This is a genomic window from Planktothrix sp. PLAVEN19ND (assembly GCF_057220675.1).
In genome coordinates this window covers 2809923-2835968 of sequence record NZ_CM170132.1, presented here as the reverse complement: position 1 = coordinate 2835968, position 26046 = coordinate 2809923, and the positions used below count along the sequence as shown (strand labels likewise).

Annotated in this window: 25 protein-coding genes; 16 read left to right on the top strand and 9 right to left on the bottom strand. The window is 40.2% G+C overall.

Annotation, left to right across the window (positions count from 1 at the left end):
- The first annotated feature begins 21 nt into the window (after positions 1–21).
- From AC2D3N_RS12430 to ovoA, 4 genes are all read left to right on the top strand, one after another.
- Entirely contained in the window at positions 22–219 is a 198-nt protein-coding gene (locus AC2D3N_RS12430) for a hypothetical protein (RefSeq protein WP_484691019.1), read from the top strand.
- Positions 220–399: 180 nt separating this feature from the next.
- Positions 400–1524, top strand: a complete 1125-nt coding sequence (locus AC2D3N_RS12425; protein WP_079677883.1) for a mechanosensitive ion channel family protein — start codon at positions 400–402, stop codon at positions 1522–1524.
- Between the two features lie 324 nt (positions 1525–1848).
- Positions 1849–2823: an L-histidine N(alpha)-methyltransferase gene (gene egtD, locus AC2D3N_RS12420; RefSeq protein ID WP_484691018.1), complete on the top strand. Its 975-nt coding sequence runs from the start codon at positions 1849–1851 to the stop codon at positions 2821–2823.
- Positions 2824–2910: 87 nt separating this feature from the next.
- Positions 2911–4242 carry a 5-histidylcysteine sulfoxide synthase gene (gene ovoA / locus AC2D3N_RS12415; protein ID WP_484691017.1) on the top strand — a complete coding sequence of 444 codons (1332 nt, stop codon included), beginning with the start codon at positions 2911–2913 and terminating at the stop codon, positions 4240–4242.
- A gap of 78 nt (positions 4243–4320) precedes the next feature.
- Here ovoA and AC2D3N_RS12410 read toward each other — a convergent pair whose 3' ends face one another.
- The 3 genes from AC2D3N_RS12410 to AC2D3N_RS12400 form a co-directional block, all read right to left on the bottom strand.
- Positions 4321–5391, bottom strand: coding sequence for an SGNH/GDSL hydrolase family protein (locus AC2D3N_RS12410; RefSeq protein WP_484691016.1), 1071 nt, complete (start codon positions 5389–5391; stop codon positions 4321–4323).
- Position 5392: 1 nt separating this feature from the next.
- Entirely contained in the window at positions 5393–6574 is a 1182-nt protein-coding gene (locus AC2D3N_RS12405) for an SGNH/GDSL hydrolase family protein (protein WP_484691015.1), read from the bottom strand.
- Between the two features lie 138 nt (positions 6575–6712).
- Positions 6713–8041: a hemolysin family protein gene (locus AC2D3N_RS12400; RefSeq protein WP_079677878.1), complete on the bottom strand. Its 1329-nt coding sequence runs from the start codon at positions 8039–8041 to the stop codon at positions 6713–6715.
- Positions 8042–8273: 232 nt separating this feature from the next.
- Here AC2D3N_RS12400 and mfd point away from each other — a divergent pair, with 232 nt between their 5' ends.
- From mfd to AC2D3N_RS12375, 5 genes are all read left to right on the top strand, one after another.
- On the top strand, positions 8274–11789 hold the full coding sequence (gene mfd / locus AC2D3N_RS12395) for a transcription-repair coupling factor (protein ID WP_484691014.1): 3516 nt from the start codon (positions 8274–8276) through the stop codon (positions 11787–11789).
- 116 nt (positions 11790–11905) lie between these two features.
- Positions 11906–12157: a DUF6737 family protein gene (locus AC2D3N_RS12390; RefSeq protein ID WP_079677876.1), complete on the top strand. Its 252-nt coding sequence runs from the start codon at positions 11906–11908 to the stop codon at positions 12155–12157.
- An 8-nt stretch (positions 12158–12165) separates the two neighbouring features.
- Complete coding sequence (locus tag AC2D3N_RS12385; RefSeq protein WP_079677987.1) at positions 12166–12243, top strand: type II toxin-antitoxin system HigB family toxin; 78 nt, start codon at positions 12166–12168, stop codon at positions 12241–12243.
- Positions 12244–12248: 5 nt separating this feature from the next.
- On the top strand, positions 12249–12470 hold the full coding sequence (locus AC2D3N_RS12380; RefSeq protein ID WP_079677875.1) for a hypothetical protein: 222 nt from the start codon (positions 12249–12251) through the stop codon (positions 12468–12470).
- A 9-nt stretch (positions 12471–12479) separates the two neighbouring features.
- The gene (locus AC2D3N_RS12375; protein WP_484691013.1) at positions 12480–12860 is read left to right on the top strand and encodes a diacylglycerol kinase; all 381 of its coding nucleotides are present in this window, start codon (positions 12480–12482) and stop codon (positions 12858–12860) included.
- A gap of 114 nt (positions 12861–12974) precedes the next feature.
- On the opposite strand, the gene AC2D3N_RS12370 is transcribed toward AC2D3N_RS12375, so the two are convergent.
- Positions 12975–13205: a photosystem II protein, Psb35-related gene (locus tag AC2D3N_RS12370; RefSeq protein ID WP_079677873.1), complete on the bottom strand. Its 231-nt coding sequence runs from the start codon at positions 13203–13205 to the stop codon at positions 12975–12977.
- A 514-nt stretch (positions 13206–13719) separates the two neighbouring features.
- Here AC2D3N_RS12370 and pedR point away from each other — a divergent pair.
- The 4 genes from pedR to AC2D3N_RS12350 all read left to right on the top strand — a co-directional run bounded on the left by pedR (position 13720) and on the right by AC2D3N_RS12350 (position 16525).
- Positions 13720–14022 carry a photosynthetic electron transport-dependent transcriptional regulator PedR gene (gene pedR, locus AC2D3N_RS12365; RefSeq protein WP_079677986.1) on the top strand — a complete coding sequence of 101 codons (303 nt, stop codon included), beginning with the start codon at positions 13720–13722 and terminating at the stop codon, positions 14020–14022.
- A 23-nt stretch (positions 14023–14045) separates the two neighbouring features.
- Positions 14046–14357, top strand: a complete 312-nt coding sequence (locus AC2D3N_RS12360; RefSeq protein WP_079677872.1) for a hypothetical protein — start codon at positions 14046–14048, stop codon at positions 14355–14357.
- An 18-nt stretch (positions 14358–14375) separates the two neighbouring features.
- Positions 14376–15659, top strand: a complete 1284-nt coding sequence (gene hisS, locus AC2D3N_RS12355) for a histidine--tRNA ligase (RefSeq protein WP_484691012.1) — start codon at positions 14376–14378, stop codon at positions 15657–15659.
- 410 nt (positions 15660–16069) lie between these two features.
- Complete coding sequence (locus tag AC2D3N_RS12350; RefSeq protein ID WP_079677870.1) at positions 16070–16525, top strand: ABA4-like family protein; 456 nt, start codon at positions 16070–16072, stop codon at positions 16523–16525.
- Between the two features lie 123 nt (positions 16526–16648).
- On the opposite strand, the gene AC2D3N_RS12345 is transcribed toward AC2D3N_RS12350, so the two are convergent.
- The 4 genes from AC2D3N_RS12345 to rpaB form a co-directional block, all read right to left on the bottom strand.
- Entirely contained in the window at positions 16649–16990 is a 342-nt protein-coding gene (locus tag AC2D3N_RS12345; RefSeq protein ID WP_079677869.1) for a hypothetical protein, read from the bottom strand.
- Positions 16962–17375, bottom strand: a complete 414-nt coding sequence (locus AC2D3N_RS12340; RefSeq protein ID WP_234996629.1) for a hypothetical protein — start codon at positions 17373–17375, stop codon at positions 16962–16964. Before AC2D3N_RS12340 ends, AC2D3N_RS12345 begins: the two co-directional genes overlap by 29 nt.
- Before the next feature lie 108 nt (positions 17376–17483).
- On the bottom strand, positions 17484–18149 hold the full coding sequence (locus tag AC2D3N_RS12335; RefSeq protein WP_079677868.1) for a cofactor assembly of complex C subunit B: 666 nt from the start codon (positions 18147–18149) through the stop codon (positions 17484–17486).
- A 182-nt stretch (positions 18150–18331) separates the two neighbouring features.
- A complete protein-coding gene (gene rpaB, locus AC2D3N_RS12330; protein WP_026785605.1) occupies positions 18332–19063 on the bottom strand; it encodes a response regulator transcription factor RpaB in 732 nt (243 codons plus the stop codon).
- Between the two features lie 171 nt (positions 19064–19234).
- On the opposite strand from rpaB, the gene radA reads away from it, so the two are divergent.
- Positions 19235–20851 (top strand): DNA repair protein RadA, encoded by a 1617-nt coding sequence (gene radA / locus AC2D3N_RS12325; protein WP_484691011.1) that lies wholly within the window; start codon positions 19235–19237, stop codon positions 20849–20851.
- Between the two features lie 270 nt (positions 20852–21121).
- Positions 21122–23731 (top strand): MASE1 domain-containing protein, encoded by a 2610-nt coding sequence (locus AC2D3N_RS12320; protein WP_484691010.1) that lies wholly within the window; start codon positions 21122–21124, stop codon positions 23729–23731.
- Positions 23732–23862: 131 nt separating this feature from the next.
- On the opposite strand, the gene AC2D3N_RS12315 is transcribed toward AC2D3N_RS12320, so the two are convergent.
- Positions 23863–24729 carry a lysophospholipid acyltransferase family protein gene (locus tag AC2D3N_RS12315; RefSeq protein WP_484691009.1) on the bottom strand — a complete coding sequence of 289 codons (867 nt, stop codon included), beginning with the start codon at positions 24727–24729 and terminating at the stop codon, positions 23863–23865.
- Between the two features lie 235 nt (positions 24730–24964).
- Here AC2D3N_RS12315 and AC2D3N_RS12310 point away from each other — a divergent pair, with 235 nt between their 5' ends.
- The gene (locus AC2D3N_RS12310) at positions 24965–25945 is read left to right on the top strand and encodes an ABC transporter ATP-binding protein (RefSeq protein ID WP_484691008.1); all 981 of its coding nucleotides are present in this window, start codon (positions 24965–24967) and stop codon (positions 25943–25945) included.
- The last annotated feature ends 101 nt before the right edge of the window (positions 25946–26046 follow it).

Here is a 26046-nt window from a genome sequence, read left to right as displayed (position 1 = left end):
CAGGTGATCAGCAACCCCTATATGGGGTTTTTTTTTGTTGATTTGAGGTGTACGGTTTGTTGTTGTGCTTTAGCACTTCCGAATCAGAGACCCCAAGCGCAACAACGGGATAACGAATTCTGGACTTACTATGCTTTAGGGTATAGTTATTTTCAAGATAGCCAATGGGAAAAGGCGATCGCAAATTACCTAAATGCAAATGAATTAGAAATGTATTGAAAAGCTGCAACCACGAGCTAGTAATTTTGCGAAAGCAAAGCGAAGCATTGTTAATTTTTTTTGTTATCCGCCAATCTTCCCTCTCATTATGATAAATTTTACCACAGGCAAAGCACTAGGGTGATTGTCTAAAGAATATTAAGCGAATGTCTATCAACTATACCAGAGAGCAAAGGAATTATGGAACAATTTTTAAGTATCCTAAAAAACATCAATATCGATGTTTCAGGTATCCCAGTCGGCAAAATTCTTCTAGTTATTCTCGTCCTAACAATAACACAGGTATTCAGACGATTTATTACCTCGGCAATTATTAAACGCATTGAGTATTTAACCGCTAAAACCGAGAGTACACTGGATGATGAGTTAATTGCGATTCTCAAACCCTCTTTAAACTGGCTAATTCTGATTGGTGGACTGTGGCTAGTCAAGGAGATTTTGGCAACAAATATTGGGCCACAATTGAGCGAAGCAATCACTAAAATTCTTAACTTAATTGTTTTTTTCATCGTTGCTTATGTGATTTATCGCAGTGCTTCAATCTTCGGGCAAATCATTGCTAATATCACGCTGCGGACTGAAACAGAACTCGATGAGTTACTCAGACCCTTGATGCCGAAGATTTTTCAATCGGCAGCTATTATCGTACTCACAATTAAGGTCAGTGAGATATTTTTAGGACAATCAGCAGCAGCACTCGTGGGTCTATTAGGGGGTGCTGGGATTACTTTAGGTTTGCTGTTGAAAGATATTGTTTATGACTGGTTTTGTACAATTATTATCTACTCCGATAATCTCTATCGAGAAGGAGATTGGGTTTCAGTCTCAGGATTACAGGGTTTTGTGCAAATCATGAGTATTGGATTTAGAACTACAACCCTCCATGTCTATCAGTGGGGTTCGATTGTGAAAATGCCTAACTCCAGAATGATTACTGGAATTGTAGAAAATTGGTCACAAAATCCGGGTGAGGAGTTAAAGTGGGGTATTAGTTTAACCCTCAGAATTGATAGTATTTCAGCCAAGCAAACCGCCAGAATTTGCGATGCTATTCGAGAAATGCCAGAATCTATTCCTGGCTTATCTAAAGAGATGATTGTTCGGTTTAGCCAGATTGAAAATAATGCTCGTGTGATTAAAATTGTTGCCTTTGTTAATGATGATAAGCTCTACTTTGATGCCGAGAAAAACTTAAATCTAGCCATCTTAGAACTTTTAGAGAAAGAGGGCATAGATTTCTTGTATGTGGATCTCCGAACCGATCCCGAAAAATATAAACAAAGTCAGAAAGCTGCTAACAATTAAATTTATAGCAATCCTATTTGAGTTGTGTTCAAAATTCCCGATCAAAAGGGAACAGGCAACACCGCATCTGGGATAAGACTTCTGACTGTTTCATATCAAATCCATTTAGGATTGCTATAGGAATTCTATAGGAATAAAACCTAACAAAAATTATATAGGTTTTGGTTAAGCAATATCCTAACCAAAACCCACAGAATTTTGTCTGATTATTCAGACTTTATATTGTTGATCAATGTAAAGTTTTTCTAGGTAAATATTGACAATGGATTTTAAGCATGAGATTATTTATATATAAAAATATTAGCTTCACAAAAAAAGATCATCATGTTAACAACTAGTTTGCAAAGTGTCGATAAATCTAATCAACATCTAAACAGGGAAGGTGAAGATGTTATTCAAGGATTAACTAACGAATTTAAGTATTTACCACCCAAATATTTTTATGACGATCACGGATCAAATTTATTCGAACAAATTTGTGAGTTACCCGAATATTACCCAACCCGAACAGAAGCCTGGATTTTGAGCCAATATGCCGATGAAATTGCTCAAATTACAGGGGCTTGTGAACTGGTAGAATTAGGAAGTGGCAGTTCTACAAAAACGCTGTTTTTATTAGATGCTTATCAAAAAAATGCCCCGGACTCTAAATATATACCCATTGATGTTAGCGGTGGCATACTTAAATCTACCGTTGTCAAGCTACAACAAAAATATCCGACTTTCTCAATTCAAGGATTAATTGGAACCTACGAACAAGCCTTGGTGAAGTTAGAATCAACCCCAGCATCGTCGCGGATGATTTTTTTCTTGGGTAGTTCCATGGGCAATTTTAATCCCATGGAATCTAATACTTTCTTAAGTCAAATTTCCAAAACATTACAACCAGGAGATTACTTTCTTTTAGGCATTGATTTACAAAAACCTAAAGAAATATTAGAGCCAGCTTATAATGATAGTCAGGGCGTTACGGCGGCTTTTAACTTGAATATGCTTTCCCATTTAAATTGGCGTTTTCAGGGCAATTTTGACCTGAATTTATTCAGCCATCAAGCGATTTACAATCAAGCAGATACTCAAATTGAAATGTATCTGCATTGTCAAAAAAGTCATTGGGTATCCCTAGACATTTTAGATTTAAAGGTTTTCTTTACCCAGGGAGAATCTATTTTAACTGAAATTTCTCGCAAGTTTGATTTAGCAAATCTACAAAAACAACTCCAGTCCAAACACCTGAAAACCGTCAAAATTTGGACAGATCCCCAAGAATGGTTTGGGTTAATTCTTTGTCAAGTTTAAAACAATTCTGTTGATCAAATTGAGGCATAAAACTTCAATAAATCGGGTTTGATGCCGAAAAAAGCCTGATTCCCATTAACTATAACTATGAACACTCTTGTATCGAATTGTCCCCCCAAACTAGATTGTTGCGATCGCCAAACCCTCCTCAATTATTTTCAGGAGGCTTGGCAACTTGAAGATATGCTCCTAAAAAGTTTAGTTGGGGAAGACACATTTTATCTGAATCCCGACCCTTTGAGAAATCCGCTCATTTTTTATCTGGGACATTCGGCATCTTTCTACATCAATAAATTAGTTCGGGTGGGATTATTAGAAAAATCTCTGAATCAGGACTATGAAATTCTGTTTGGAGTTGGGGTCGATCCCGAAACACCCACAGAATTGAATCAAGCGATCGCCCACCTGCAATGGCCAGACCTTACCTCGGCTTGGCAATATCGAGAACAAGTCTTAGAAATCCTATCAGAATTCATTGAAAAAACGCCAATTACTCTGCCGATTCTTCCCAATCATCCCCTGTGGGCATTAATCATGGGAATTGAACATCAGCGCATTCATGTCGAAACATCTTCGATGTTATTTCGCCAGCTTCCCCTAGAGCGAGTTAAACGCCCCTCAAACTGGAAATATGCCCCTTCTAAAAGTTATATTCCAGAGAATGAAATGCTCGAAGTTGCCGGGGGAATTGCCCAACTTGGTAAAGCCTTTGACGATTCCACTTATGGCTGGGATATTGATTATGGGTCACGCACCGTTGAAGTTGCACCTTTTTTAGCTAGTAAATATCTCATTACCAATAGCGAATTTCTGGATTTTGTTAAGGCGGGTGGCTATGGAAATCAAGAGTATTGGGATAAAAAATCTTGGCAATGGAAAACTGAAAATAATATCCAACATCCCAAATTTTGGCGCTTAGAAAAGGGGAGTTATAAATATCGCGCCCAGTTTGATGAAATGGATTTACCTTTAGATTGGCCAGCAGAAGTCAATTACTATGAAGCCATGGCTTATTGTCGTTGGCAAGGTGAGGGGACTCGGTTAATGAATGAAGCCGAGTACAATGTCGCCACTTACGGTGATGGTTTAGTAGAAGATGTAGACCATTACAATCTCAATTTCAAATTCGGCTCACCCAGTCCCGTCGGAATGTTAGAAACTGCCAAAAGTTACTCTGGACTCTATGATTTGCGAGGTAATGTTTGGGAATGGTTGAGTGATAATTTAAACCCCTTTTGTGGATATGAACCCCATTTTCTTTATGAAGATAATTCTGCCATCTTTTTTGATACCGAACATCAAATGATGTTAGGAGGATGTTGGATAACGAATGGTGCGGAAGCTTTAAAATATTACCGCAATTGGTTCCGTCCCAATTTCTATCAACACGCTGGTTTTCGGATCGTTCAAGATATTTAGTTATGTAGAGACTTGCCATGGCGCGTCTCTAGCAGTCATCAGTTAGCAGTTAGTAGTTATCAGTAAATAGTCTATTGTCTAGGGTTGATTATTTTTTGATTTGAGATGTTGCGTAATTAATTCTGCCGCTAAACGGTTTCCGGCGATATTCCAGTGGGTGTCATTGGGTTTATAGAGACGAGTTTTTTGGGATGCGACTTTAAAATCAGGTAATAAATCCAGATAATCAATATTCGCTTGCTGTAACTGTTCTGTTAACAGTCGGTTTGGGATTTCAAAATCTAATAAATTTTGATTATTGGGATCAAATGCTTGTTTGACTTGTTTTTGAAGTTGTGAATTGACTTGAACTTCATCAGGAATAATTACAATTGTTAAAGGGATATTTTGAGAATCACAAATTTGTTTAATTTTAATTAAATCTTTAACTGCATCCTCTACAAAGCCTTTAAACATCCCATCGGCTGGATTTCTAACAAACATATTACTTTTACTAACAGTATTCTGGAGATACTTTGCATTATCAATTGTCGGTTGATTATCCTCATATTTAGGCACCGTGTTAATGAATGTACCTTGATAATGGCTTTGAATTTTAATTAGAGATTTGATTAAAGCTACGACATAGGATTTTTCCTCTTTTCTCAGGTGGGTGGTCATGGAATTATCTAAAAAATCATTACCAATATAGAAGGATAATACTACTCGATCTGGATTGAGTTTTAATCCTTCATTGACTAAAATTGATAAATAATCCCTTGGCCCCATACCCGGAATTCCCATATTAATCACTTCGGTTTTTTGCCCCGATTTATTTAATTTTTCTTCTAAAAGCGTCAAATAATTATATTGATAGGGAACAACACCATAAGCAAAAGAATCTCCTATTCCTAAAATCCGATTGATTCCCGCAGGTTTCTCAACGGTAAATTCAACGTCTTTAAAGCCTTGGGAATTTAACTTAAAATCATAATCGGGAGCGTTAGGTTTTCCGCGAAAACGGTTATAGGAAGAATCATAAAAGACAAAACTAGGATTAATTTTATTATAAATTCTTAGGGTAATTTCAGACATTATAAACGTAATTAAAGCGATTAATGCAGTTTGTCCAAGAATTTTAGTAAAGCCTTTCAGTTTAGTTTTTTGCATTTTAAATTTTGTTAGGGGAAGGGGGAAAAAGTTTAAAAAATTGATTGGTTTTGGGGATTAACTTCTCAAATAATAGTTCCGCAGCCAGTTGATTTCCGGCTGAATTCCAATGGGGTTCTTGTAACAGGTATAAGGGACGTAGTTTTTGTTCAGCTTGAAACCGAGGGCGGAAATCGATATAACTAATTTGTTGGGATTGCAGATGGGGAATTAAAATATTCTGCATACAGTTTGGGTCATATTTTGATAAATTCAAGTCATGTTTTTCCTGTATTTGATTTAATAAGTTAGGATTGATTTGAAACTCATCGGGATATATCGCAACGATAAACTGAATATTTTGCTGTTGTAATAGCCGACTCATTTCGTCAATACTTTGGAGAATATAGTTAATATTATCATTCCAAACCCCTTTTTGCAAATCTTGACGTTTACAAAAGTCTAAGCGAGTTTTTTCGGTTGCTAGAAAGGTTTCTAGGGATAAAATACCAGGGGATTTTTCCGGTTCAGTCGGATTAATTACAAATTGTACATGATAGGGTAAAATTGATTGTTTTTGAGCTTTTTTAGCTTCTTGAAATACTTTATATTTTTGTTGAAGAAAGAGTAACAAACGAGATTGATTAATAATTGGATAACCGAATATTTTTAACTCCTGGCGTTTATCAATATCAACATAAATATCATTAACAATAATTCGTTTTCGGTTGGATTTTGCATCAATAAAGTCATTCCCAACAAAAAAACCTAATACGACCAAATCAGGATGATATTGTATGGCATATTTTTTCAACAGGGCTAATTGTTCCCCCGTGTGGGTTCCGGGGTATCCAGCATTAATTACTTCAACTTGAGAATTTTGATAATATTGGGCAAATTTCTGTTCTAATAAAGCGGTATAATTTCCATCTTTTCCCCCCGCCCAATTATAGGAATCACTCAGAATTAAAATTCGATATTTTCCCGGTTCTTTTTGCAGGGGATAATCTCGGTCATTAAACCCAAATTGATTATTTCCATTAGCATAAGGACGAATTTTAAACCCTAAATCTGGATCATATTGATACAGTCCTTGGGATAAATAGGGTTCGAGGACAATCATTAATATTTCCACTAAGAATAATGGTACAATTGTCCAACAGAACAATAATAGCAAGATTTTAGATAGAGATTTTTTCATCATAAATAACCTGAAATCATAGAAGAAAAAATTAATTTAACCACAGAGACACAAAGAAGTTTGAAACAATAACCTGCCGATGGTCATAGCGATCGCAAACTTCCTAAATTATAGGGTAATTCAGAGAGTAATTGATTTTTTTCAAGGTTCAATAAGCTCATTATTTTTATTCAGAGGCGGAGGCACAATTAATACTTTATCGACGCGGTTGCCATCCATATCCATCACTTCAATGCGTAAATTTTGCCATTCAAAATGATCGGCAGCAGCCGGAATCCGCCCTAACTGAGTAATCACAAATCCTCCGACAGTGTGATAGTTTCCTTCTGATTCTTCTAATAAATCTTCTAAGTCAAATAACTCAAAAAATTCTTCAACGGGCAACATTCCATCTAATAGCCAAGATCCATCTTCCCGTTGCACTTTCTGGGGTTCTTCGGGATTATCCCAAGAGGGCATATCACCCACTAATTCCATTAAAATATCATTTAAAGTTACTAATCCTTGAATCACGCCATATTCATCAACTACTACGGCAAAATGGGTTTCTCCCTGTTTAAATAATTCTAAAATTTTCAAAACAGAAGTGGTTTCAGGAACAAATAAGGGACGGCGTAAATTTGCAGTTAAATCTAAGGGATTACCGGATAGGGATTGAGTTAATAAATCCGAGACTTTAATAAACCCTAAAACATGATCTAAATCTTCTTGACAAACTAGGATGCGAGTGTAAGCATTTTGGGCAATACTCTGACGATTTTCTTCGGCAGAATCATCAATATCAATCCAAAAAATCTCAGGGCGAGGGGTCATTAAACTTCTGACTTGGCGATCGCCTAATTCAAACACTCGTCCCACAATACTTTGTTCCGTTTCCTCAACAATTCCTGATCGAGTTCCCTGCTCAATCAGAATTTTAATTTCTTCTTCGGTAACTTCCGGTTCCATCGAGGCATGACTGCCTAAAAGCCTTAAAATTAATTCCGTAGACAGACTTAATAAATGCACAATGGGAGAACTAAAATTAGATAACCAACGCATGGGAATTGAAACGCTAGTTGCGATAGATTCAGGCGCATTCAGGGCTAACCGTTTAGGAACTAATTCCCCAATAATTAAGGATAAATAGGTAATAATAATCACAACAATTGTAAAACTAATGGCATTGCTGTGGGGAGCTAAAATCGGAATTTTGTTCAGTTGCATGGCTAATCGGGCTGAAATTGCTGCCCCTCCAAAAGCACCTGCTAAAATTCCAATTAGGGTAATTCCTACTTGTACCGTTGAGAGTAAACTATTGGGAGAGTTGGCTAATTCCAGAGCCACTTTAGCTTTTTTATTTCCTCGATTGGCTGACTGTTGTAGGCGAACTTTGCGCGCTGAAAGAATAGCAATTTCTGACATAGCAAATACGCCATTGGCTACAATCAGCAGGAAAACGATCAGAATTTCTTGGAATACAGATGACATTTTGAGGTCAGAATAGGAAGATAAAAGATTAGAATAGCTGATCCTATCAAGATCTGATTATCTTATCGGATTTTCAAAGAATTGCTTACAATGTTATAACGACTTCTGTGGCAGGGCGACTCGCCATGGCAGTCGAGGTTAACGGTTAGAACAAAGACTCATACTCGAACACGAGAACGATGGTCTTTCTCTCCGGTGTTCCGGTGTTCCCTATTCCCTGTTCCCTTCCCATATGACATTTTCCTCTATCGTGCGTGCATTGGGGCGATCGCCTTTAACGACTGAACTCCTGACCAAACTGAATAAATCTCAGTCTCTCTACCTCAATGGTCTGTCTCGCATTCCCAAGGGGTTAGTCGCTTCTACCTTAGCCCAGGAGTCGGGATTAAATTTATTGGTGGTCACAGCTACCCTGGAGGAAGCCGGACGGTGGGCGGCTCAACTGGAGGCGATGGGATGGGCTACGGTTCAGTTTTATCCCACTTCTGAGGCGTCCCCCTACGAGTCGGTGACTTCCGAGGAAATGACCTGGGGCCAAATGCAGGTATTAGCGGAGTTGGCGGGACGGTTACAGACCCCTTCGGGTGTTCCCATGGCCATTGTGGCCACAGAAAGAAGTTTACAGCCCCATTTACCCCCGGTTTCCGCGTTTCAACCCTATTGTTTAAAACTATATCGGGGGATGACCTCGGCCGGAAAAACCCTGGATGAACAGTTTGCCAAGTTAGGCTATGAGCGGGTATCCTTGGTGGAAACCGAGGGTCAATGGAGTCGCCGGGGGGATATTGTGGATATTTTTCCGGTGGCCTCGGAATTACCCGTGCGTTTAGAATGGTTTGGGGATGAGTTAGAACAAATTCGGGAACTCGATCCCACCACCCAAAGATCCTTAGATAAAATTGAAGCTCTCATTCTCACCCCGACGAATTTTGATGTGATTATTCAAGGGAATTTAGCCGATACTGAAACCTTAATTTCCCAAATTATTCCTCCCATCCCTAAACCGGAATTTCAACTCGATAATAATAATTATAAACCCCCTAAATCCTATCATTCCTTATTGGGATTAGCCTTTGAAAAACCCGCTTGTTTATTAGACTATTTAACCGATACGACTCTAATTGTAATTGATGAATTAGATCAATGTTGCGCCCATAGTGATCGCTGGTTAGAACATATTCAAGAACAATGGCAAGCCTTACCCCAAAAACCCCCTAAAATTCATCGTTCCTTTACTGAATCCCTGCAACAAATTGAATCCTTTGATAAACTCTATTTATCAGAAATAGGAGATTATCAACCTAGCTTAGTTAATATTACCAATGTTCCCAGTTTAAACCTAGCTTCCCGTCCAGTTCCCGCCACTCCCCATCAATTTGCTAAACTGGCAGAATTAATTCGGTCTGAGCGAGAACGATATTTTTCTATATTTATTGTTTCCGCCCAACCTAGTCGATCGGTTGCCCTGTTATCGGAACATGATTGCCCCTCAAAATTCATTCCCAACCCCCGGGATTATCCCGCTATTGATAGCTTAATTAAAAATACCCCCGTTGCCTTAAAATATACTGGACTCGCTGAATTAGAAGGGTTTATTTTACCCACCTTTCGGTTAGTTTTAATTACCGACCGAGAATTTTATGGCCAGCATTCCCTCGCCACCCATGGTTATATTAGAAAACGACGGCGGGCGGTATCCAAACAGGTTGAACTGAATAAACTCCGTCCCGGGGATTTTGTGGTTCATCGTCAACATGGGGTAGGGCGATTTACTAAATTAGAAAGCCTGGTAATTAATAACGAAACCCGAGAATATTTAGTTTTACAATATGACGATGGCACGTTACGGGTTGCCGCCGATCAAGTGGGCAGTTTATCAAGGTTTAGAAGTACCGGGGGCAAAGTTCCCCAACTGAATAAACTCACCGGACAAGCTTGGGAAAAAACCAAGGAAAAAGTTAAAAAAACCTTAAAGAAATTAGCCGTAGATCTATTAAAATTATACGCCCAACGCGCCCAACAAACGGGCTATGCTTTCCCCCCCGATATGCCTTGGCAACAGGAACTTGAAGACTCCTTTTCCTATCAAGCAACCCCCGATCAAATTAAATCAACCCAAGACGTGAAACGGGATATGGAAAGCGATCGACCAATGGATCGGTTAGTTTGTGGGGATGTGGGTTTTGGCAAAACAGAAGTGGCAATTCGGGCTATTTTTAAAGCCGTTACTGCTGGAAAACAGGTAGCTTTATTAGCCCCCACCACAATTTTAACCCAACAACATTATCATACCCTAAAAGAACGATTTTCTCCCTATCCCATAGAAGTGGCTTTAATTAATCGTTTTCGCAGCAATTCGGAAAAACAAGAAATATTAAAACGGTTAGCAACGGGGGAAATTGATATCATTGTTGGCACTCAATCCTTATTGGGAAAAGGAGTACATTTTAAGGATTTAGGGTTATTAGTGGTTGATGAAGAACAACGTTTTGGAGTGAATCAAAAGGAAAAAATTAAGACCTTAAAAACCCATGTTGATGTCTTAACTTTAACCGCCACCCCCATTCCCAGAACCCTATATATGGCATTATCTGGGATTCGAGAAATGAGTTTAATTACCACTCCTCCTCCTTCCCGCCGCCCAATTCAAACCCATTTATCTCCTTTGAATTTAGAAATAGTTAGAACAGCCATTCGTCAGGAATTAGATCGGGGGGGACAGGTGTTTTATGTTGTCCCTAGAATCGAAGGAATTGAAGAAAAATCTGCCCAAATTCGAGAGATGATTCCTGGGGTGAGATTGGCGATCGCCCACGGACAAATAGACGCCTCCGAATTAGAATCAATTATGTTAACATTTAGTTCGGGGGATGCGGATGTTTTAGTCTGTACAACCATTATTGAATCGGGGTTAGATATTCCCAGAGTTAACACGATTTTAGTTGAAGACTCCCACCGTTTCGGCCTAGGTCAACTCTATCAATTACGCGGTCGGGTCGGACGTTCTGGAGTGCAAGCCCACGCCTGGTTATTCTATCCTACCACCGCCGACGGACGGGTGAATTTAACCGATGATGCGCGCAAAAGATTGAGAGCAATTCAAGAATTTGCCCAGTTAGGATCGGGTTATCAATTAGCCATGCGAGACTTGGAAATTCGGGGTGCGGGAGATATTTTAGGGGCCGAACAATCGGGTCAAATGGATGTGGTGGGGTTCGATCTTTATAGTGAAATGTTACAAGAAGCCATTCAAGAAGTCCGGGGTCAAGAAATTCCCCAGGTGGATGATACTCAAATTGATTTGAGTTTAACTGCTTTTATTCCTTCCGATTATATTACGGATTTAGATCAAAAAATGAGTGCCTATCGGTCAGTGGCGGCTTGTCAAAGTCGGGATGAATTATCTCGAATTGAGGAAGATTGGTGCGATCGCTATGGCCCAATTCCCACCCCGGCGCGTCAATTAATTAGAATTATGGAACTCAAACAAATTGCTAAGAAATTAGGCTTTTCTCGCATTAAACCCGATGGTAAACAACATATTTTATTAGAAACCCCCATGGAAGAACCCGCCTGGAATTTATTAAAAGCCAATTTATCGGAAAGTTTACATCCTCGGTTTGTGTATAGTAAAGGTAAAGTTACGGTTAGGGGATTAGCGGTATTGAGTGCGGATAAACAGTTAGAATCTTTAGTTAGTTGGTTAGCTCAAATGCAAACCGCTTTACCGGAAAGTTCTGTTGTTTAGATAATCTAACTTTTTATCAAAAATAACAACCGCAGATGGCAGTTTGGACATAGACTTATGCTCAAACTTAGAGAGTGAAATCTTTCCCCCTGTTCCCTGTTCCCTAATTACTTACAATGAAAGATCAAACACCGATTGAAACCCCAACCTTTAACCCCTGGAATTATAAACCTTGGTGGTGTCAACCTTGGTCAATTCTATTAACTGGAATTACCCTAATTTCAGGAAGTTGGTTGTTATTTAAAACCCTGTGGATGACAATTTTAGTCGCTATTCCTTTGTTAGCCTGGATGGGATTTTTTCTATTAATCTGGCCGAAGTTAATGGCAGATGTCTATTCTCAGGAATATTTAAGTAATAATGAGTAAGTTATTAAATTCATTATAATCGACAAAAGCTTTATATTCGAGCAGTGCTTACCCACACAGAGTATGATCGAGGAACATGGAGGTAGTCAAAATGTTGAGTATAGATGAAACCCAAAAACTATGGCAACCCTTAGCCAATAGATTAATCATTCCCCAGGATGAAGCAGATTATCAACGGCTTGTGGAATGGCTCGATCAACTGATTGATGAAGTTGGCGAAAATGAACAACATCCCCTCGCCTCACTCATGGATATTCTCGGTGTTTTAATCGAGCATTATGAAAATGAGCACATTCCTGAACTTCAAGTTTGATTAATATTTATGAGTAAAAAATTTCGTCCACCTGGCTATCATCCGATCCGAAAGTTTAAAATCATCTTATCAGGACTCTATTTTGCAGTCGTGTCTGATTTTAGCGTTGCCTATAAGATGATTTTATCTATCTTTGTATTAGGTCTTTCCTTTGTTTTTCGTGAATGGATAGATTTTACTTTAATTCTGTTAGGAACAGGACTGATGCTTATTGCTGAATTGTTTAATAGCTGCATCGAAGCCTTATGCGATTTTATGAAAGAACAGCTAGACGAACGAATTCGGATAATTAAAGATATTGCCGCCGCCGCCGCCGGAATTAGTATTTTGGTTTGGGCTACTATTTTAATTATCGAACTGAGTCATATCTGGAGCTCATTAAAACGTTAACTTCAACCCGGTTTCCACTTAATTCTTATAAAAAATACCCCTTCAACTTTCCACTAATTGAGGGGGTAAAAACGTTACTTATTTTTTTGTCTTTTTGGCTTGAACCCTAGAAAATTAATTACTTAAATGATTGCTGGCGTAAGCATCCAAACTATAGGCGGGGACGCGGACAGTGTAGTCAGTTTCTTTACCTGTAACGGACTGGGCGATTTGCTCGAAGGAGGCAGAATTCCAGTTCCGTTGGTGAATGGGTTTGGTTTGTTCACCCAGGAAGTAAGCCTGAGTCCCAATCACAGCAGCAGCAACCCAACCGACGATGAATAAAGAGATTAAAACGGTAAACATATTATTTTTCTCCTAAGCTGACTTAGTTTGTTCTTTATGTAAACGATTGTAACAGATAGTTAAAAAATATTGCAATAGCTTGACAAAATTTTTTTGGCGTGTTTACCGTACTTGTTTGTGGGGGAGGTAGGGGGAGTGGGAAGCAGGGGAGAGAGGGAAGCAGGGGGAAGCAGGGGGAAGCAGGGGAGCAGGGGGAGCGGGGGGAGTAGGGGGAGCGGGGGAGAGAGGGAAGCAGGGGGAGCAGGGGGACGGCGTGTCCTCCCTCGCTAATAACTGACAACCAAGAACTAACAACTAAGAAGCAACGGCTGACAGTCAATGGTTAAGCACAGGAGAAATCAAGAAAAATTAACAAAAAAGTGATAGGCATTTCTGCTAAATTTGATATACACCAGTTATGTCTTGTAAAGCCAGAGTTTATTAGAAATTCCTGAGTTTGATCAAATAAAGGATATTGTTGACGGGTTCCCTTTAGAATAATAAATAGGTAGTTATGCAGAAATTGGAAGCTAATATGACGGAAAGCAATTCTCACAGACCTGTTTCACTCTCAGACCGAGAACTGCAAGTTGTAGAGTTAGTGGCTAGTGGATTAACCAATCAAGAAATTTCAGAGAAACTGGAAATTAGTAAGCGTACTGTTGACAATCATATCAGTAACATTCTGACGAAAACTGCCACCGAGAACCGAGTTTCATTAGTTCGTTGGGCGTTGCAATGGGGGAAAGTTTGTCTGGATGATATTAATTGCTGTTCTCTACCCCTTGTGACCGATGATGATGAAACAGAAGTGATCATTTCTTCTTCAGTAGAATAGTGGAAAAAATAGGTTAATTTTGAATGCAAACAGTTAAACAAAAACAACGGCTTCGCTATGAAATTCGCTGTCCGAAACTTCCCTTAAGCGTTTATCGAGAAGTGGCTGCCCATTTACGACAGGTGGAAGGAGTGGACACTGGGTTAATTGCAACTCATATTAGTCCCGATGAAATCCCGCCAGAATTTGATTATACCCAAAGTCAAGTGGGTAGTTTATGGATTGAATATGATCACACCCAAAATCGGGAAACTCGTCAACAGATTGATCAAATTTTGGCGTATTATAACGATCGTTATGGCGTCTGGGAAACAATCGATCCGCCACAGGACTAACGATTAATTGAGAAACCAATGGAACTGATTAAGGCATTACGAGGAACACGCGATATTCTGCCGGATGAAATAGGATATTGGCAATGGGTTGAATCTATTGCTAGAGATGTTTTATTTAAGGCAAATTATCAAGAAATCCGCACCCCAATTTTTGAACAAACGGCTTTATTTGAACGGGGTATCGGAGAAGCAACCGATGTGGTCGGGAAAGAAATGTATACCTTTGTTGATCGTGGCGATCGCTCCATTACTCTGCGACCGGAAGGGACAGCTGGAGTCGTGCGTAGCTTAATTGAAAACAAACTCCATGCTACTTCTGGGGCGCAACGGTTATGGTATACCGGGCCGATGTTTCGCTATGAACGACCCCAAGCCGGACGTCAACGACAGTTTCATCAAATTGGGGTTGAGGTGTTAGGAAGTCGGGATGCTAGGGCTGATGTAGAAGTGATTGCGATCGCCACAAATTTATTAAAAACCTTGGGATTAAAGAATTTAAACCTTAACTTAAATTCTGTGGGAAATTCAAGCGATCGCCTAGCCTATCGTCAAGCTTTAGTTGATTATTTAACCCAATATCAAGACGAATTAGATCCCGATTCTCAGGATCGATTATCTCGAAATCCCTTAAGAATTTTAGATAGTAAAGACCCCCGCACCCAAGAAATTGTTCAGGATTCTCCGAGTATTTTAGAGTATTTAGGAGAAGATTCTCGCGCCCATTTTGACCAGGTGAAACAGCTATTAACTGCCTTAGAAATTCCCTACAGTCTAAACCCGAGATTAGTCCGAGGATTGGATTATTATACCCATACGGCGTTTGAGATTATTTCCGATGATTTAGGCGCCCAAGCAACGGTTTGTGGGGGCGGTCGTTATGATGGTTTAGTCCAGGAATTGGGGGGGCCAGAAACTCCGGCGGTCGGTTGGGCAATTGGGTTAGAACGGTTAGTAATTCTGTTACAACAGTTAAACTCTCTTTCCAGTTCCACCTTAGATTTTTATATCGTTTCTAGGGGGAATTTAGCAGAATCTCAGGCTTTAATTTTAGCTCAAAAATTGCGGACAAATGGCTTTGCGGTAGAACTAGATTTAAGTGGAAGTGCCTTCGGTAAACAGTTTAAACGGGCTGACCGTAGTGGTGCTGTCGGGTGTTTAGTATTAGGAGATGCGGAAGCCGAACAGCAAACCCTGAAGTTGAAATGGTTAAAAACCGGGGAAGAAACAATCTTAAATCAATCGGATTTATTTGATAAAATCGATCAATTTCGCCAACAAATCCAATCTTTAAAAACCCCCTAATCCCCCGTTCTAATGCCACCCGTCGGAATGCCATTTGATTAATCAAAAATTGCTGAATGGTGCGTTCTGCATAGAGCTTACGCACCTAATAACGGATCAAAAATACCTTTTAACCTCCGGCGGAAAAGGCTCCCATAACAATAATAGATAGGGCTAAACCAGGGAACAATAAAATCAATAACAGGAACAGATCGTGAGCATTCATAACAAAAAATCAGCTAGATTAACTTGCCCGTAGCATAACATAAATTTCCCAAAAAGCAGATTAAATTGAAAAAAATATAGCAACCACGCCCATGGAGTTAGGAAACCTAGGCGGTTAAATATTTTCCGCCCTATTCCCTATTCCCTATTCCCTGCTATATTTTAGAATATGGATATTTTAACCCCTGATCTGAGAAATTCTGACTATGACTATTGCAATTGATCAAATTTTTAACATCGCCAATATTTTCGTCCTTCCCTTTTGGGCATTAATGATTATTTTGCCTAACTGGGGAGTCACCCGAAAAGTCATGGAGTCCTATTTTCCCTTTGTGTTGTTAGCCTGCGTTTATTTATACCTGTTTGTCAGCAGTATCACCCCCGAGAATGCCGCCGCTTTATCCAATCCCAAATTATCAGATATTGCCCATTTCTTTGCCGATGAAAACGCCGCAGCAACGGGATGGATTCACTTTTTAGTCATGGATTTATTTGTTGGACGTTGGATTTATTGGGATGGACAAAAAACCGGAATTTGGACTACCCATTCCCTAGCTTTTTGTTTATTTGCCGGGCCTTTAGGATTATTGTCCCACATCCTGACCACTGGGATTAGTAAATTATTTTTCTCTCGGTCGCCCTCTGAAATTAACCCCGTATAATCTTCTTAGTATCACAGAAAATCGGATAAAAAGTATTAAAAGGGAACAGGGAAATACCCCTAATTAATCATTCTTTTCCTTTTCTGTTACTTTTTCAGCAAGCCCTAATTTGTTTCTATTTCTTTAAAAATCATTCAATTCAGCAATGATATCTAAACTATCTTTATCTTTATGGGCTTTAGGAACAGGATGAATAATATCTTCTAAATACAATTTACCCTCTTGATAAGATATATAAAGTTTCCAATTTTCCGCATCATCAATTTTTGCACAATAAAGGGGAATTTGTGTTCCTTTGATGCGTCTGAGTTTGGTTTTATAAAACCGTTGATAGCGATAGCAAGATTCGTCTTGAAGTTCGGCTAAAACCTCTAAAAACCGACCTCGTAATTGTAAGGGAAGCAGTTTTAACACTCTGCCAATAATTCCGCGTTCATCAATGAGTGATGGTGGCGACTGTAACATGATTTGATTTGACCTCCGTTAAGGGTTGGGGTGGTAAGAAAGACTGATAAATTGATTCTCCAACTTGTTGATAAACTTTCGCTGCGACTTGACTATCAACCACTCTAAATAAAGTAATAATGGTGCGACCAAATATAGGATCATCATCAATCGTTAAAATCACTCGCAGGTAATAATTAACAATAAAAGAATAGAGAGATGACCCATAATCTTCGAGGAAATCAAATTGATAAAATTGATGGATTCGTTTATCGCGATCTCTTTTATCTTCTAATAATAAGGCAAAATATTCATGAAGCTGTTGCACAATAATATCATGTTCCGCTTCACTATGGGTGTTTAAATCCGCTTCAAATTCCTCCGTAGACTCAAATATAATTTCCATGACTTCAACTCCCAAGCTAACATTCGGTTATCCAGAATTATTAATAATATTATCTTAAAATAGACCGATAGCGGTTTTATTTTTGTATGGGACTTGATAACCCTGCCATCAGGTCAGAATTGAAGATTGATTCAGGAGATTAGATAATGTATACGTTAACTTATCCCCTATGCCCGCGACCCAATTTTCATCCTGTTGGGTATAACTTCGAGGAGCATTTGCCCCCAGAATTAAAACGCCCTCATGACCGAGGGGTTGACAAATCACGCCCTGGGTATTTTCGGGTAAATAATCAAATTCAATTCGACCCGGATATAAGGCTAAATTGACTAAATAAATTGGTTTCTGTTTGTCTATCACCCGTTGTAAAATTGGCCCGGGTTTAACATCAGGATTATTCCCTAATACTCCTCGCCTTAATAAAACTTCCCCCTGATAATAAACCACAATAGAACGGGTGACGGTATTGGTTAATAATAAATGGGAAGCCCAGGCTAATTCGGCTTGAACTAATTCGGGTAAATCCGGTTTTAATTCAAACCCTTGTTCCCCGATTAAATCCACAGAATCTGGTGATTTAGGTTGAATTTGTTGCCATAATAAACCAGTTAAAATCAACACCGCACTCAAAATTACCCCCAAGGCATCGGAACGGGCTTGAGAGTTGAATAATTCCGGGGTTAAGAGCCGATTTACCAGGAGGAGTAACCCACCCAAAACCCCGGCAAAAATAGGGAGTAATCTTAATATCTGATTTCGATCGGATTTTGGCATGATTAGATTTTAATTTTTCAAAGTGTAGAAGGGAATAGGGAACAGGGAACAGGGAATGGGGAATGGGGAATGGGGAATGGGGAATGGGGAATGGGGAATGGGGAATGGGGAATGGGGAATGGGGAATTCAAAAATTTAAGTCCCCCTTTTTAAGGGGGATTTAGGGGGATCAGATCCAGTTTTTAACCGACTTCTCCGGGTTCAATAATTCGTTGGAATAGATATCCGGTTCCCCGTGCGGTTAAAATTAATTCGGGATTACTCGGATCATCTTCTAACTTTGCCCGGAGGCGAGAAATATGAACATCTACTACCCGGGTATCGACGTGACGTTCTGGAGTATATCCCCAGACTTCTTGTAGAATTTCAGAACGGGAAAAAGGTTCACCAGAACGACTGACTAAGAGTTCTAATAAACTAAATTCCATCCCCGTTAAGCGGATGCGTTCATCTCCCTTGTACACCTGTCGCTTGTTCGTATCAATTCTAATATTGCTAACCTGAATGACACCGGAACTGGGAATACCCGAAGTTCCATTTTTATCAATGCGACGTAATACCGAGCGAATTCTAGCTTCAAGTTCCTTGGGAGAAAAGGGTTTAACCACATAATCATCCGCCCCTAACTCTAACCCGGTAATCCGATCCGCCACATCCCCCAAGGCTGTTAACATGATAATCGGAATATCGGATTCCTTGCGTAACTCCTGACAGACCCCATACCCGTCTAATTTGGGCATCATCACATCCAAAACCACTAAGTCAGGGTTGGTTTTGCGGAAGGTCTCTAGGGCTTCTTCTCCATCGGCGGCGGTTACGACATCGTAACCAATCATGGAAAGGCGAGTTTCCAAAATCCGGCGGATACTAGCCTCATCATCAACGACCAAAATTTTTTCCTTATGATTTTCCAATGGATTTCAACGCTCCCTTAGTTGGATTAAGTTACAGTTTTAATAGAAATCATAATCGAACTCGCAACCCGATCACTGGCACGGGCGGGTTCTTTTAGATCTTTGTTCATCACCTAAATCTTGATAAACCCGCCCCTACAACTCTTAAACTGATTACTAATTACTGATTACATGGCAAAGTCCCGTACCCTTTATGTTTGTCACGAATGTGGAGCCGAATTTCCGCAATATTTTGGCCGATGTTCCGCTTGTCATGCCTGGAATTCCCTAGAAGAACAAATTGAACAACCTGCACCTACGCCTTCCCAACGCTTTAGCTGGAGTCACCTCCAGGGAGAAAACCCCGATGGTCTAGCAGAAGTAACTAAACCGGGACAACCCCGTGCTTCTTTTCTATTATCCCAAATTTCTGATCAATCCCAATCTCGGATGCCATCGGGTTATGGAGAGTTAGATCGGGTTTTGGGGGGTGGAATTGTGCCAGGTTCTTTGGTATTAATTGGGGGGGAACCCGGGATTGGGAAGTCTACCCTATTATTACAGGTCGCTAATCTTTTGTCTTACAGGAATCGGGTGTTGTATGTGTCGGCGGAGGAATCGGGACAACAGGTAAAATTGCGATCACAACGTTTAGGCGTTGGTGAGGAGATCGAAACCGAAACCAAACCCGAAAATGGCAGTCAACATCCCCCAACCCCCACTGACCCCTTTACCGAACAACTCAAAAATCGTCAGTCCAAACAGCCAGACGAGCCGTGGCACGTCTCTACAGAAAATGGTGAAAACACAACCCCCAAGCCAGAATCTTCGACGATTTCTCATCAGGAACAGGATTTATATTTACTCCCCGAAACCGATTTAGAAGTGATTTTAAGAGAGTTAGAATCTCTGAAACCGCAGTTAGCCGTGATTGATAGTATTCAGACGGTTTTTTTCTCTAGTCTAACCTCTGCACCGGGTTCGGTGGCGCAGGTGCGGGAATGTACATCGGCCTTAATGCAGGTGGCAAAACGGGAAAATATTACCCTGTTGATTGTTGGTCATGTGACCAAGGATGGGGGCATTGCCGGGCCGCGGGTGTTAGAACATTTAGTGGATACGGTGTTATATTTTGAAGGCGATCGCTTTGCCTCCCATCGCTTATTGCGTTCAATGAAAAACCGTTTTGGTGCCACCCATGAAATTGGGGTGTTTGAAATGGTCGCCCATGGATTAAAGGAAGTTTCTAATCCCTCAGAATTATTTTTAGGCAATCGAGACGATTTTTCCCCCGGAACCTCGACGGTGGTAGCCCTAGAGGGAACTCGACCGATTGTGGTGGAAATTCAAGCCCTAGTCAGTCCGGCCAGTTACGGTTCGGCGCGACGGGCGACCACCGGGGTAGATAGTAGTCGGTTATTACAGATTTTAGCGGTTTTGGAAAAACGGGTGGGGATTCCCCTGTCTAAATTGGATGCTTATGTGGCGTCGGTGGGGGGTTTAAAGGTCGAAGAACCGGCGGCGGACTTGGGGATAGCCATTGCGATTGTAGCAAGTTTCCGTGACCGAGTGGTTGACCCCCGGACTATTTTAATTGGGGAAATCGGTTTAGGGGGACAGGTGCGCCCGGTATCTCAATTGGAATTACGGTTAAGGGAGGCGGCAAAACTGGGATTTAAACGGGCGATTATTCCCAAAGGCCAGAGTCCGGCGGATTTAGGATTACAAATTATTCCGGTGAGTAAGGTGATTGATGCAATTATTGCTTCTATCCCCGCCCAACCGCCAACCATGAATGATGAATTCTGATCGGAGGGTAATTAAATAAAGAAAAGCGTCTAATTTCAATAGTGAACTATTAGTCTATTTCTCCGATTAGATCTGTTAAAATAAAAATGATCCAGGGAGAGTTTAGGATAAAAACTATGGCTGCCATAGTTTTTAAATAACTCGATTTTCTCAAACAATCAGTGTATTTACGGAAAATCTGCGTTAATTATATACAGAAATTAAGATTGAAGTGGTGATCAAAAATAATCTCTACCACTGATATTTATGATCAGCTTACTCACAACTAAAATGAAATTCCTTGAACGCGCCCATGTTACAAGTAGCCGATACTTAGTTATAGTTAGTTTGATTACAGTATGCTACTGGATAGTTGGCAAGGTGACGGTTGAATATTTAATCTTGGGTTCCACCCCAGCCCTATTCTGGCCGAATGCGGGGGTCGCCCAGGGAATTGTTCTGTTGTGTGGTTATCGATATTGGCCAGCAATTGCCCTGGGGGCGTTTTTTTCCCTAATTGCCATTGACCAAATGCCTGTGTTTATGGTGATACTGTCTAGTTGTGGTGTGACGTTACAAGCCTGTTTAGTTAGTAAATTGCTCCATCGCCTTGAATTTTCTCCCCAACTCAAACACCTCAAAGATGTTCTGGGACTAATTATTTTAGCGGGGACAATTGCTACCCTGATTAATCCCACTCTTACTGTTCTCATAGCCTGTTTGAGTGGTTGGCTACCCTGGGAAGATTTTACCCAAATTTGGATTGGTGGGTGGCTAGGAAGTGCTACTGGGGTATTAGTTATAACCCCGGTATTATTAACCTGGGGTAGCGAATTTCAACGGTATTACTATCGCTGTCAAACTCCTACTTCCCCGGTCTGGTCTTTTCTCAACGCCTTATCCCAAAGTTTATCCCTGGGTACAACCAGATTACGCCTTTCTGAACGCTCTCCTGGGAATTTTTGGTTACGTCAGTTAGAAGTTGGGGTTTGGTTGTTCCTGTTATTGGGCTTAAATTGGTTTGTATTTTGTTCTCGAACTCGGTCGGCATTTATTGGTTTTCCCCTGGAATATTTGCCCTTTCCGTTTTTTGTTTGGGCTTCCTTACGATTTGGTCAACGGGGAACGGTCATTGGTCATTTGATCACAGCCAGTTTTGCGGTTTGGGGAGTAGTACGGGGGAGTGGGCCTTTTATTAGTCGCAGTACGGATACCCCCCAAATTTTTTCTCTACAAGCCTTTATCCTGATTATGGCAATTACGGGGTTAGTTTTAGCCGCCACGGTTACAGAACGTCAACAAGCGGAAACTCGCCTGAGAAACAGTGAAACCAGTTTAGCAAATGCTCAACGGATTGCTAAGTTGGGTCATTGGGATCTGAAAATTAGCAGCTATGAATTATTTTGGTCGGACGAACTCTATCGAATTTTAGACACAACGGCTAAATCTGTGAAACCAAGTTTTCCCCAATTTTTGGAATTTGTTCATCCTGAAGATCGCAGTTATGTGCAAAGTTACTTGGATCAAGCCTTATTTCAACAAAAACCTTATTGTATTGATTATCGGTTGAAATTAGCCTCCGGTGAGGAACGGATTGTTTTTGAACAGGCGGTAATTACTCCTAGTCATATCACTAGCACAATTCAAGATATTACAGACCGGAAACAGGCAGAAATTGCTTTACGAGCTAGTGAGGAAAGATTTTCAAAAACCTTTAGTGCCAGTCCCGTTGGGATTAGTATTATGACCCTGGCTGATGAACTATTTTTAGATGTCAATGATAGTTTTTTACGTCAAATTGGTTGGGGGCGAGAGCAGGTGCTGAACCACACCCCAGAACAACTGAATCTGTGGGTTGATTCTCAACAACATCTGCAACTTAAAAAACAATTAAAAAGTCAAAATCAAATTAGTAATGTTGAGTTAAAAATTCGCCAAAAATCAGGAATAATTAGAAATTGGTTAGTGTCTATTGAATTAATTGATTTAGGGGGAATTTCCTGTTTATTGATGATGGCTAATGATATTACGGAGCGTCAACAGGCGGAGGAATTGAAAATGGCTAAGGAAGCTGCCGAAACCGCTAACCATGCTAAAAGTTTATTTTTAGCCAATATGAGCCATGAACTTAGGACTCCCCTCAATGCAATTTTAGGTTATAGTGAATTATTAATAGAAGATGCTCAAGAGTTACATCAAGATGAATTTGTAGGAGATTTAAAAAATATTTATGTAGCCGGGCAACATTTATTAACTTTGATTAGTGAAATTCTGGATTTCTCCAAAATTGAAGCGGGTCGGATGAATTTTCATTTAGAAACCTTTAAAGTTTCGACCTTACTTTGGGAAGTGGAAACCACTGTTAATCCGGCTGCGGATAAGAATTCTAATCAGTTTATCCTAGAGGTGGCAGAGAATGTAGATTTTATGCACACCGACTTAACAAAAGTTCGTCAATGTTTATTAAATCTCCTCAGTAATGCCTGCAAATTCACAGAAAATGGTCAGGTGACTTTAAAGGTTTGGCAAGAAAAAGTAGACAGGGTTAATCTAAATATAGATTCTATACTAGAGCCAGAATTTATCATGGTTAATGAAGAACTAACGAGTAGTGCTTGTTGTCTTCCTGATGTTCCGAAAAGCTGTTCAACGGTGATTATTTTTCAAGTGATAGATAATGGAATTGGCATGAGTCCTAAACAGTTAGCAACGGTTTTTAATCCCTTTACTCAAGCGGATGAAAGCACAACTCGCCGTTATGGAGGTACGGGTTTAGGGTTAACCATTACTCAAAAATTATGTCAAATGATGGGAGGTGATTTATCCGTAATTAGTGAGTTAGGCAAAGGGTCTACCTTCACGATGAAACTTCCTAAAATCCTGCGTTGTTTACCCCAATAATCAGTCATCAGGGCGGGTTCATCAAGATTTAGGTAACTCACAAAAATCTAACAGAACCCGCCCGTACCAGTGATCAGTTTAAGAGTTAATATACTAATAACTGTACTGAATTACCGTTGCTAAAGGGAATTTTACCGCATAACTAAATCATCAAGTTCCTTTTGCATTGCTGTTTTCACCTGTTGATAACAAACATCTACATACTCCCTGTCATTAGCCGCGTCCCGTCCATAGCGTTCAAATTCAATCGCTGGACAAATGTGAATCTTGATTTTTGCCGGAAGCGGAAAATTCGGTAAAGGCCCAATTCCCACACCCCAAGGCAACCCCAAATAAATCGGAAATACCTCTGGGTCGAGATCCAATAACCAAGGCATTCCCAAGTTGTGTAGTTGTTTTACCCAGTCGTAAATATCCGCCAGCACAATCAGAGTATCGTGGGCACCCGATGAAATCACCGGAACAATGGGGGCTTTCTCCCGCAGGGCTAACTTAATAAACCCTTTACGACCAGCGAAATGAATTTGGTTGCGTAACGTATGGGGACGAAATACATCCTCACCCCCGCCCGGATACACCAACACCGTCGCATTCTGTCGCAAAGCCGCCATTCCCATGCGCGGATGGGCGATAACAGCCCCGGAACGCACGGCTGAAGCGGCTACTTCTGGAGCCACCTGCCAGACTTTCGGGTGCATGAGACCATAAAGTAATCTTTCGGTTCCGAAGTGACGACACCAAGCGTATAACCCCATAAACATATCCGGGGCGGCTAAACCACCGTTATGGGAACCCACCAACAACATCTTATGTTGGGGCGGGAGATTCTCCCAGCCGGAGGTTTGGACTTGAAAATAATGGTCATAGAACCAACCCAAAAACGGCATCAGAGATCGGATATATTCGGGATCACGATCCTGTAATGACCAACCGGTGAAACGGGGATTCTCGCTTGGGTTAGGAGATGGATGACTGTTGAAGAAGGGGTTAAAGATCACGAAACGGTAAACTTTGCCTCCGTCAAGATACTCTGGTTTTGAGGAAATTCGATCTTAATTAAACCACAAAAAAGCAGGGAATGGGCAATGGGCAATGGGCAATGGGCAAAAAGATTTCACCTCGTAGTGAGGGCCAAAGCCCTAAGAATAGCCCTAAAGGGCTTACTACGAATTTCTTCTGTTGTATTAAAATAGAATATAACCGCCTAAATATTGTATCTAATCCGTAACGCTTATGAATTCGGCTATTGAGGTCAAAGATTCAGCTTCAATTCCTCCGTTAAACCAGGTGGTGGAAACGCATAATTTGGGAAAATTTTATCGCACGGGTTTTTGGATGAATCAAAAGATTGAATCCTTAAAAAGCTGTACTTTAAGCATTCATGCGGGAGAAACCTTTGGTTTATTAGGACAAAATGGGGCAGGGAAAACCACATTATTAAAAACCTTATTAGGCATTGTTCGCCCGACCTCTGGATCAGGTCTATTATTAGGTAAACCCATTGGCGATCGCCATGTTAAACAACGAGTAGGATATTTACCAGAAAATCCCTATTTTTATGATCATCTTACGGGATGGGAATTTTTAGAATTTGCCGCCGGACTGTTTCAAATTCCGAAATCTATTCAACGTCAACGCATTCCCCAATTATTAGATTTAGTCGGGTTAGCAAAAACCGCCGCCATTAAAAAACAAATGCGCCAATATTCTAAGGGAATGTTACAACGGGTGGGAATGGCGCAAGCTTTAATTAATGATCCTGAAGTGGTGTTTTTAGATGAACCGATGTCAGGACTTGACCCGATGGGACGGTATCAAATTAGAGAAATTATCTTATCTTTAAAAGCACAAAATAGAACTGTTTTTTTTAATAGTCATGTTTTATCCGATGTGGAAAAAATTTGCGATCGCATTGCTATTTTAGCAGAAGGTGAATTAATTAGTATGGGTTCTTTGGATGATTTATTGGGAACAACTCAAACTTATGTTGTTAAGGGAAAAGGAGGAGATATTAATATTCTGCAAAATTGGATATCGGATTTAGAAAGGGATCAAGATTATTGGGAGGGACATTTGAAGGGTGAGCCAGAGGAATTTTTTCTAGTATTGAAAGAAATGAATGCTCAACTATTGAGTTTGAATTTATCTCGATTAACCTTAGAAGAATTCTTTATGCAAAAGTTAAAAGAAAGGGGAATTCATGCCAGTGGTTAAAGGTAAGATTTCAATTACACCAAACGGCACCAGCCACAAAGTTTCAATCATTCCTTGTACAAATCCCCTACTTTTAAGTAGGGCTGGCTGAATATCAACAG

Excerpts from the sequence above, each read along its gene's own strand:
- AC2D3N_RS12430 (WP_484691019.1), top strand. The coding sequence starts at position 22 with ATGGGGTTTTTTTTTGTTGATTTGAGGTGTACGGTTTGTTGTTGTGCT.
- AC2D3N_RS12425 (WP_079677883.1), top strand. The coding sequence starts at position 400 with ATGGAACAATTTTTAAGTATCCTAAAAAACATCAATATCGATGTTTCA.
- egtD (WP_484691018.1), top strand. The coding sequence starts at position 1,849 with ATGTTAACAACTAGTTTGCAAAGTGTCGATAAATCTAATCAACATCTA.
- ovoA (WP_484691017.1), top strand. The coding sequence starts at position 2,911 with ATGAACACTCTTGTATCGAATTGTCCCCCCAAACTAGATTGTTGCGAT.
- AC2D3N_RS12410 (WP_484691016.1), bottom strand. The coding sequence starts at position 5,391 with ATGCAAAAAACTAAACTGAAAGGCTTTACTAAAATTCTTGGACAAACT.
- AC2D3N_RS12405 (WP_484691015.1), bottom strand. The coding sequence starts at position 6,574 with ATGATGAAAAAATCTCTATCTAAAATCTTGCTATTATTGTTCTGTTGG.
- AC2D3N_RS12400 (WP_079677878.1), bottom strand. The coding sequence starts at position 8,041 with ATGTCATCTGTATTCCAAGAAATTCTGATCGTTTTCCTGCTGATTGTA.
- mfd (WP_484691014.1), top strand. The coding sequence starts at position 8,274 with ATGACATTTTCCTCTATCGTGCGTGCATTGGGGCGATCGCCTTTAACG.
- AC2D3N_RS12390 (WP_079677876.1), top strand. The coding sequence starts at position 11,906 with ATGAAAGATCAAACACCGATTGAAACCCCAACCTTTAACCCCTGGAAT.
- AC2D3N_RS12380 (WP_079677875.1), top strand. The coding sequence starts at position 12,249 with ATGTTGAGTATAGATGAAACCCAAAAACTATGGCAACCCTTAGCCAAT.
- AC2D3N_RS12375 (WP_484691013.1), top strand. The coding sequence starts at position 12,480 with ATGAGTAAAAAATTTCGTCCACCTGGCTATCATCCGATCCGAAAGTTT.
- AC2D3N_RS12370 (WP_079677873.1), bottom strand. The coding sequence starts at position 13,205 with ATGTTTACCGTTTTAATCTCTTTATTCATCGTCGGTTGGGTTGCTGCT.
- pedR (WP_079677986.1), top strand. The coding sequence starts at position 13,720 with ATGACGGAAAGCAATTCTCACAGACCTGTTTCACTCTCAGACCGAGAA.
- AC2D3N_RS12360 (WP_079677872.1), top strand. The coding sequence starts at position 14,046 with ATGCAAACAGTTAAACAAAAACAACGGCTTCGCTATGAAATTCGCTGT.
- hisS (WP_484691012.1), top strand. The coding sequence starts at position 14,376 with ATGGAACTGATTAAGGCATTACGAGGAACACGCGATATTCTGCCGGAT.
- AC2D3N_RS12350 (WP_079677870.1), top strand. The coding sequence starts at position 16,070 with ATGACTATTGCAATTGATCAAATTTTTAACATCGCCAATATTTTCGTC.
- AC2D3N_RS12345 (WP_079677869.1), bottom strand. The coding sequence starts at position 16,990 with ATGTTACAGTCGCCACCATCACTCATTGATGAACGCGGAATTATTGGC.
- AC2D3N_RS12340 (WP_234996629.1), bottom strand. The coding sequence starts at position 17,375 with ATGGAAATTATATTTGAGTCTACGGAGGAATTTGAAGCGGATTTAAAC.
- AC2D3N_RS12335 (WP_079677868.1), bottom strand. The coding sequence starts at position 18,149 with ATGCCAAAATCCGATCGAAATCAGATATTAAGATTACTCCCTATTTTT.
- radA (WP_484691011.1), top strand. The coding sequence starts at position 19,235 with ATGGCAAAGTCCCGTACCCTTTATGTTTGTCACGAATGTGGAGCCGAA.
- AC2D3N_RS12320 (WP_484691010.1), top strand. The coding sequence starts at position 21,122 with ATGAAATTCCTTGAACGCGCCCATGTTACAAGTAGCCGATACTTAGTT.
- AC2D3N_RS12310 (WP_484691008.1), top strand. The coding sequence starts at position 24,965 with ATGAATTCGGCTATTGAGGTCAAAGATTCAGCTTCAATTCCTCCGTTA.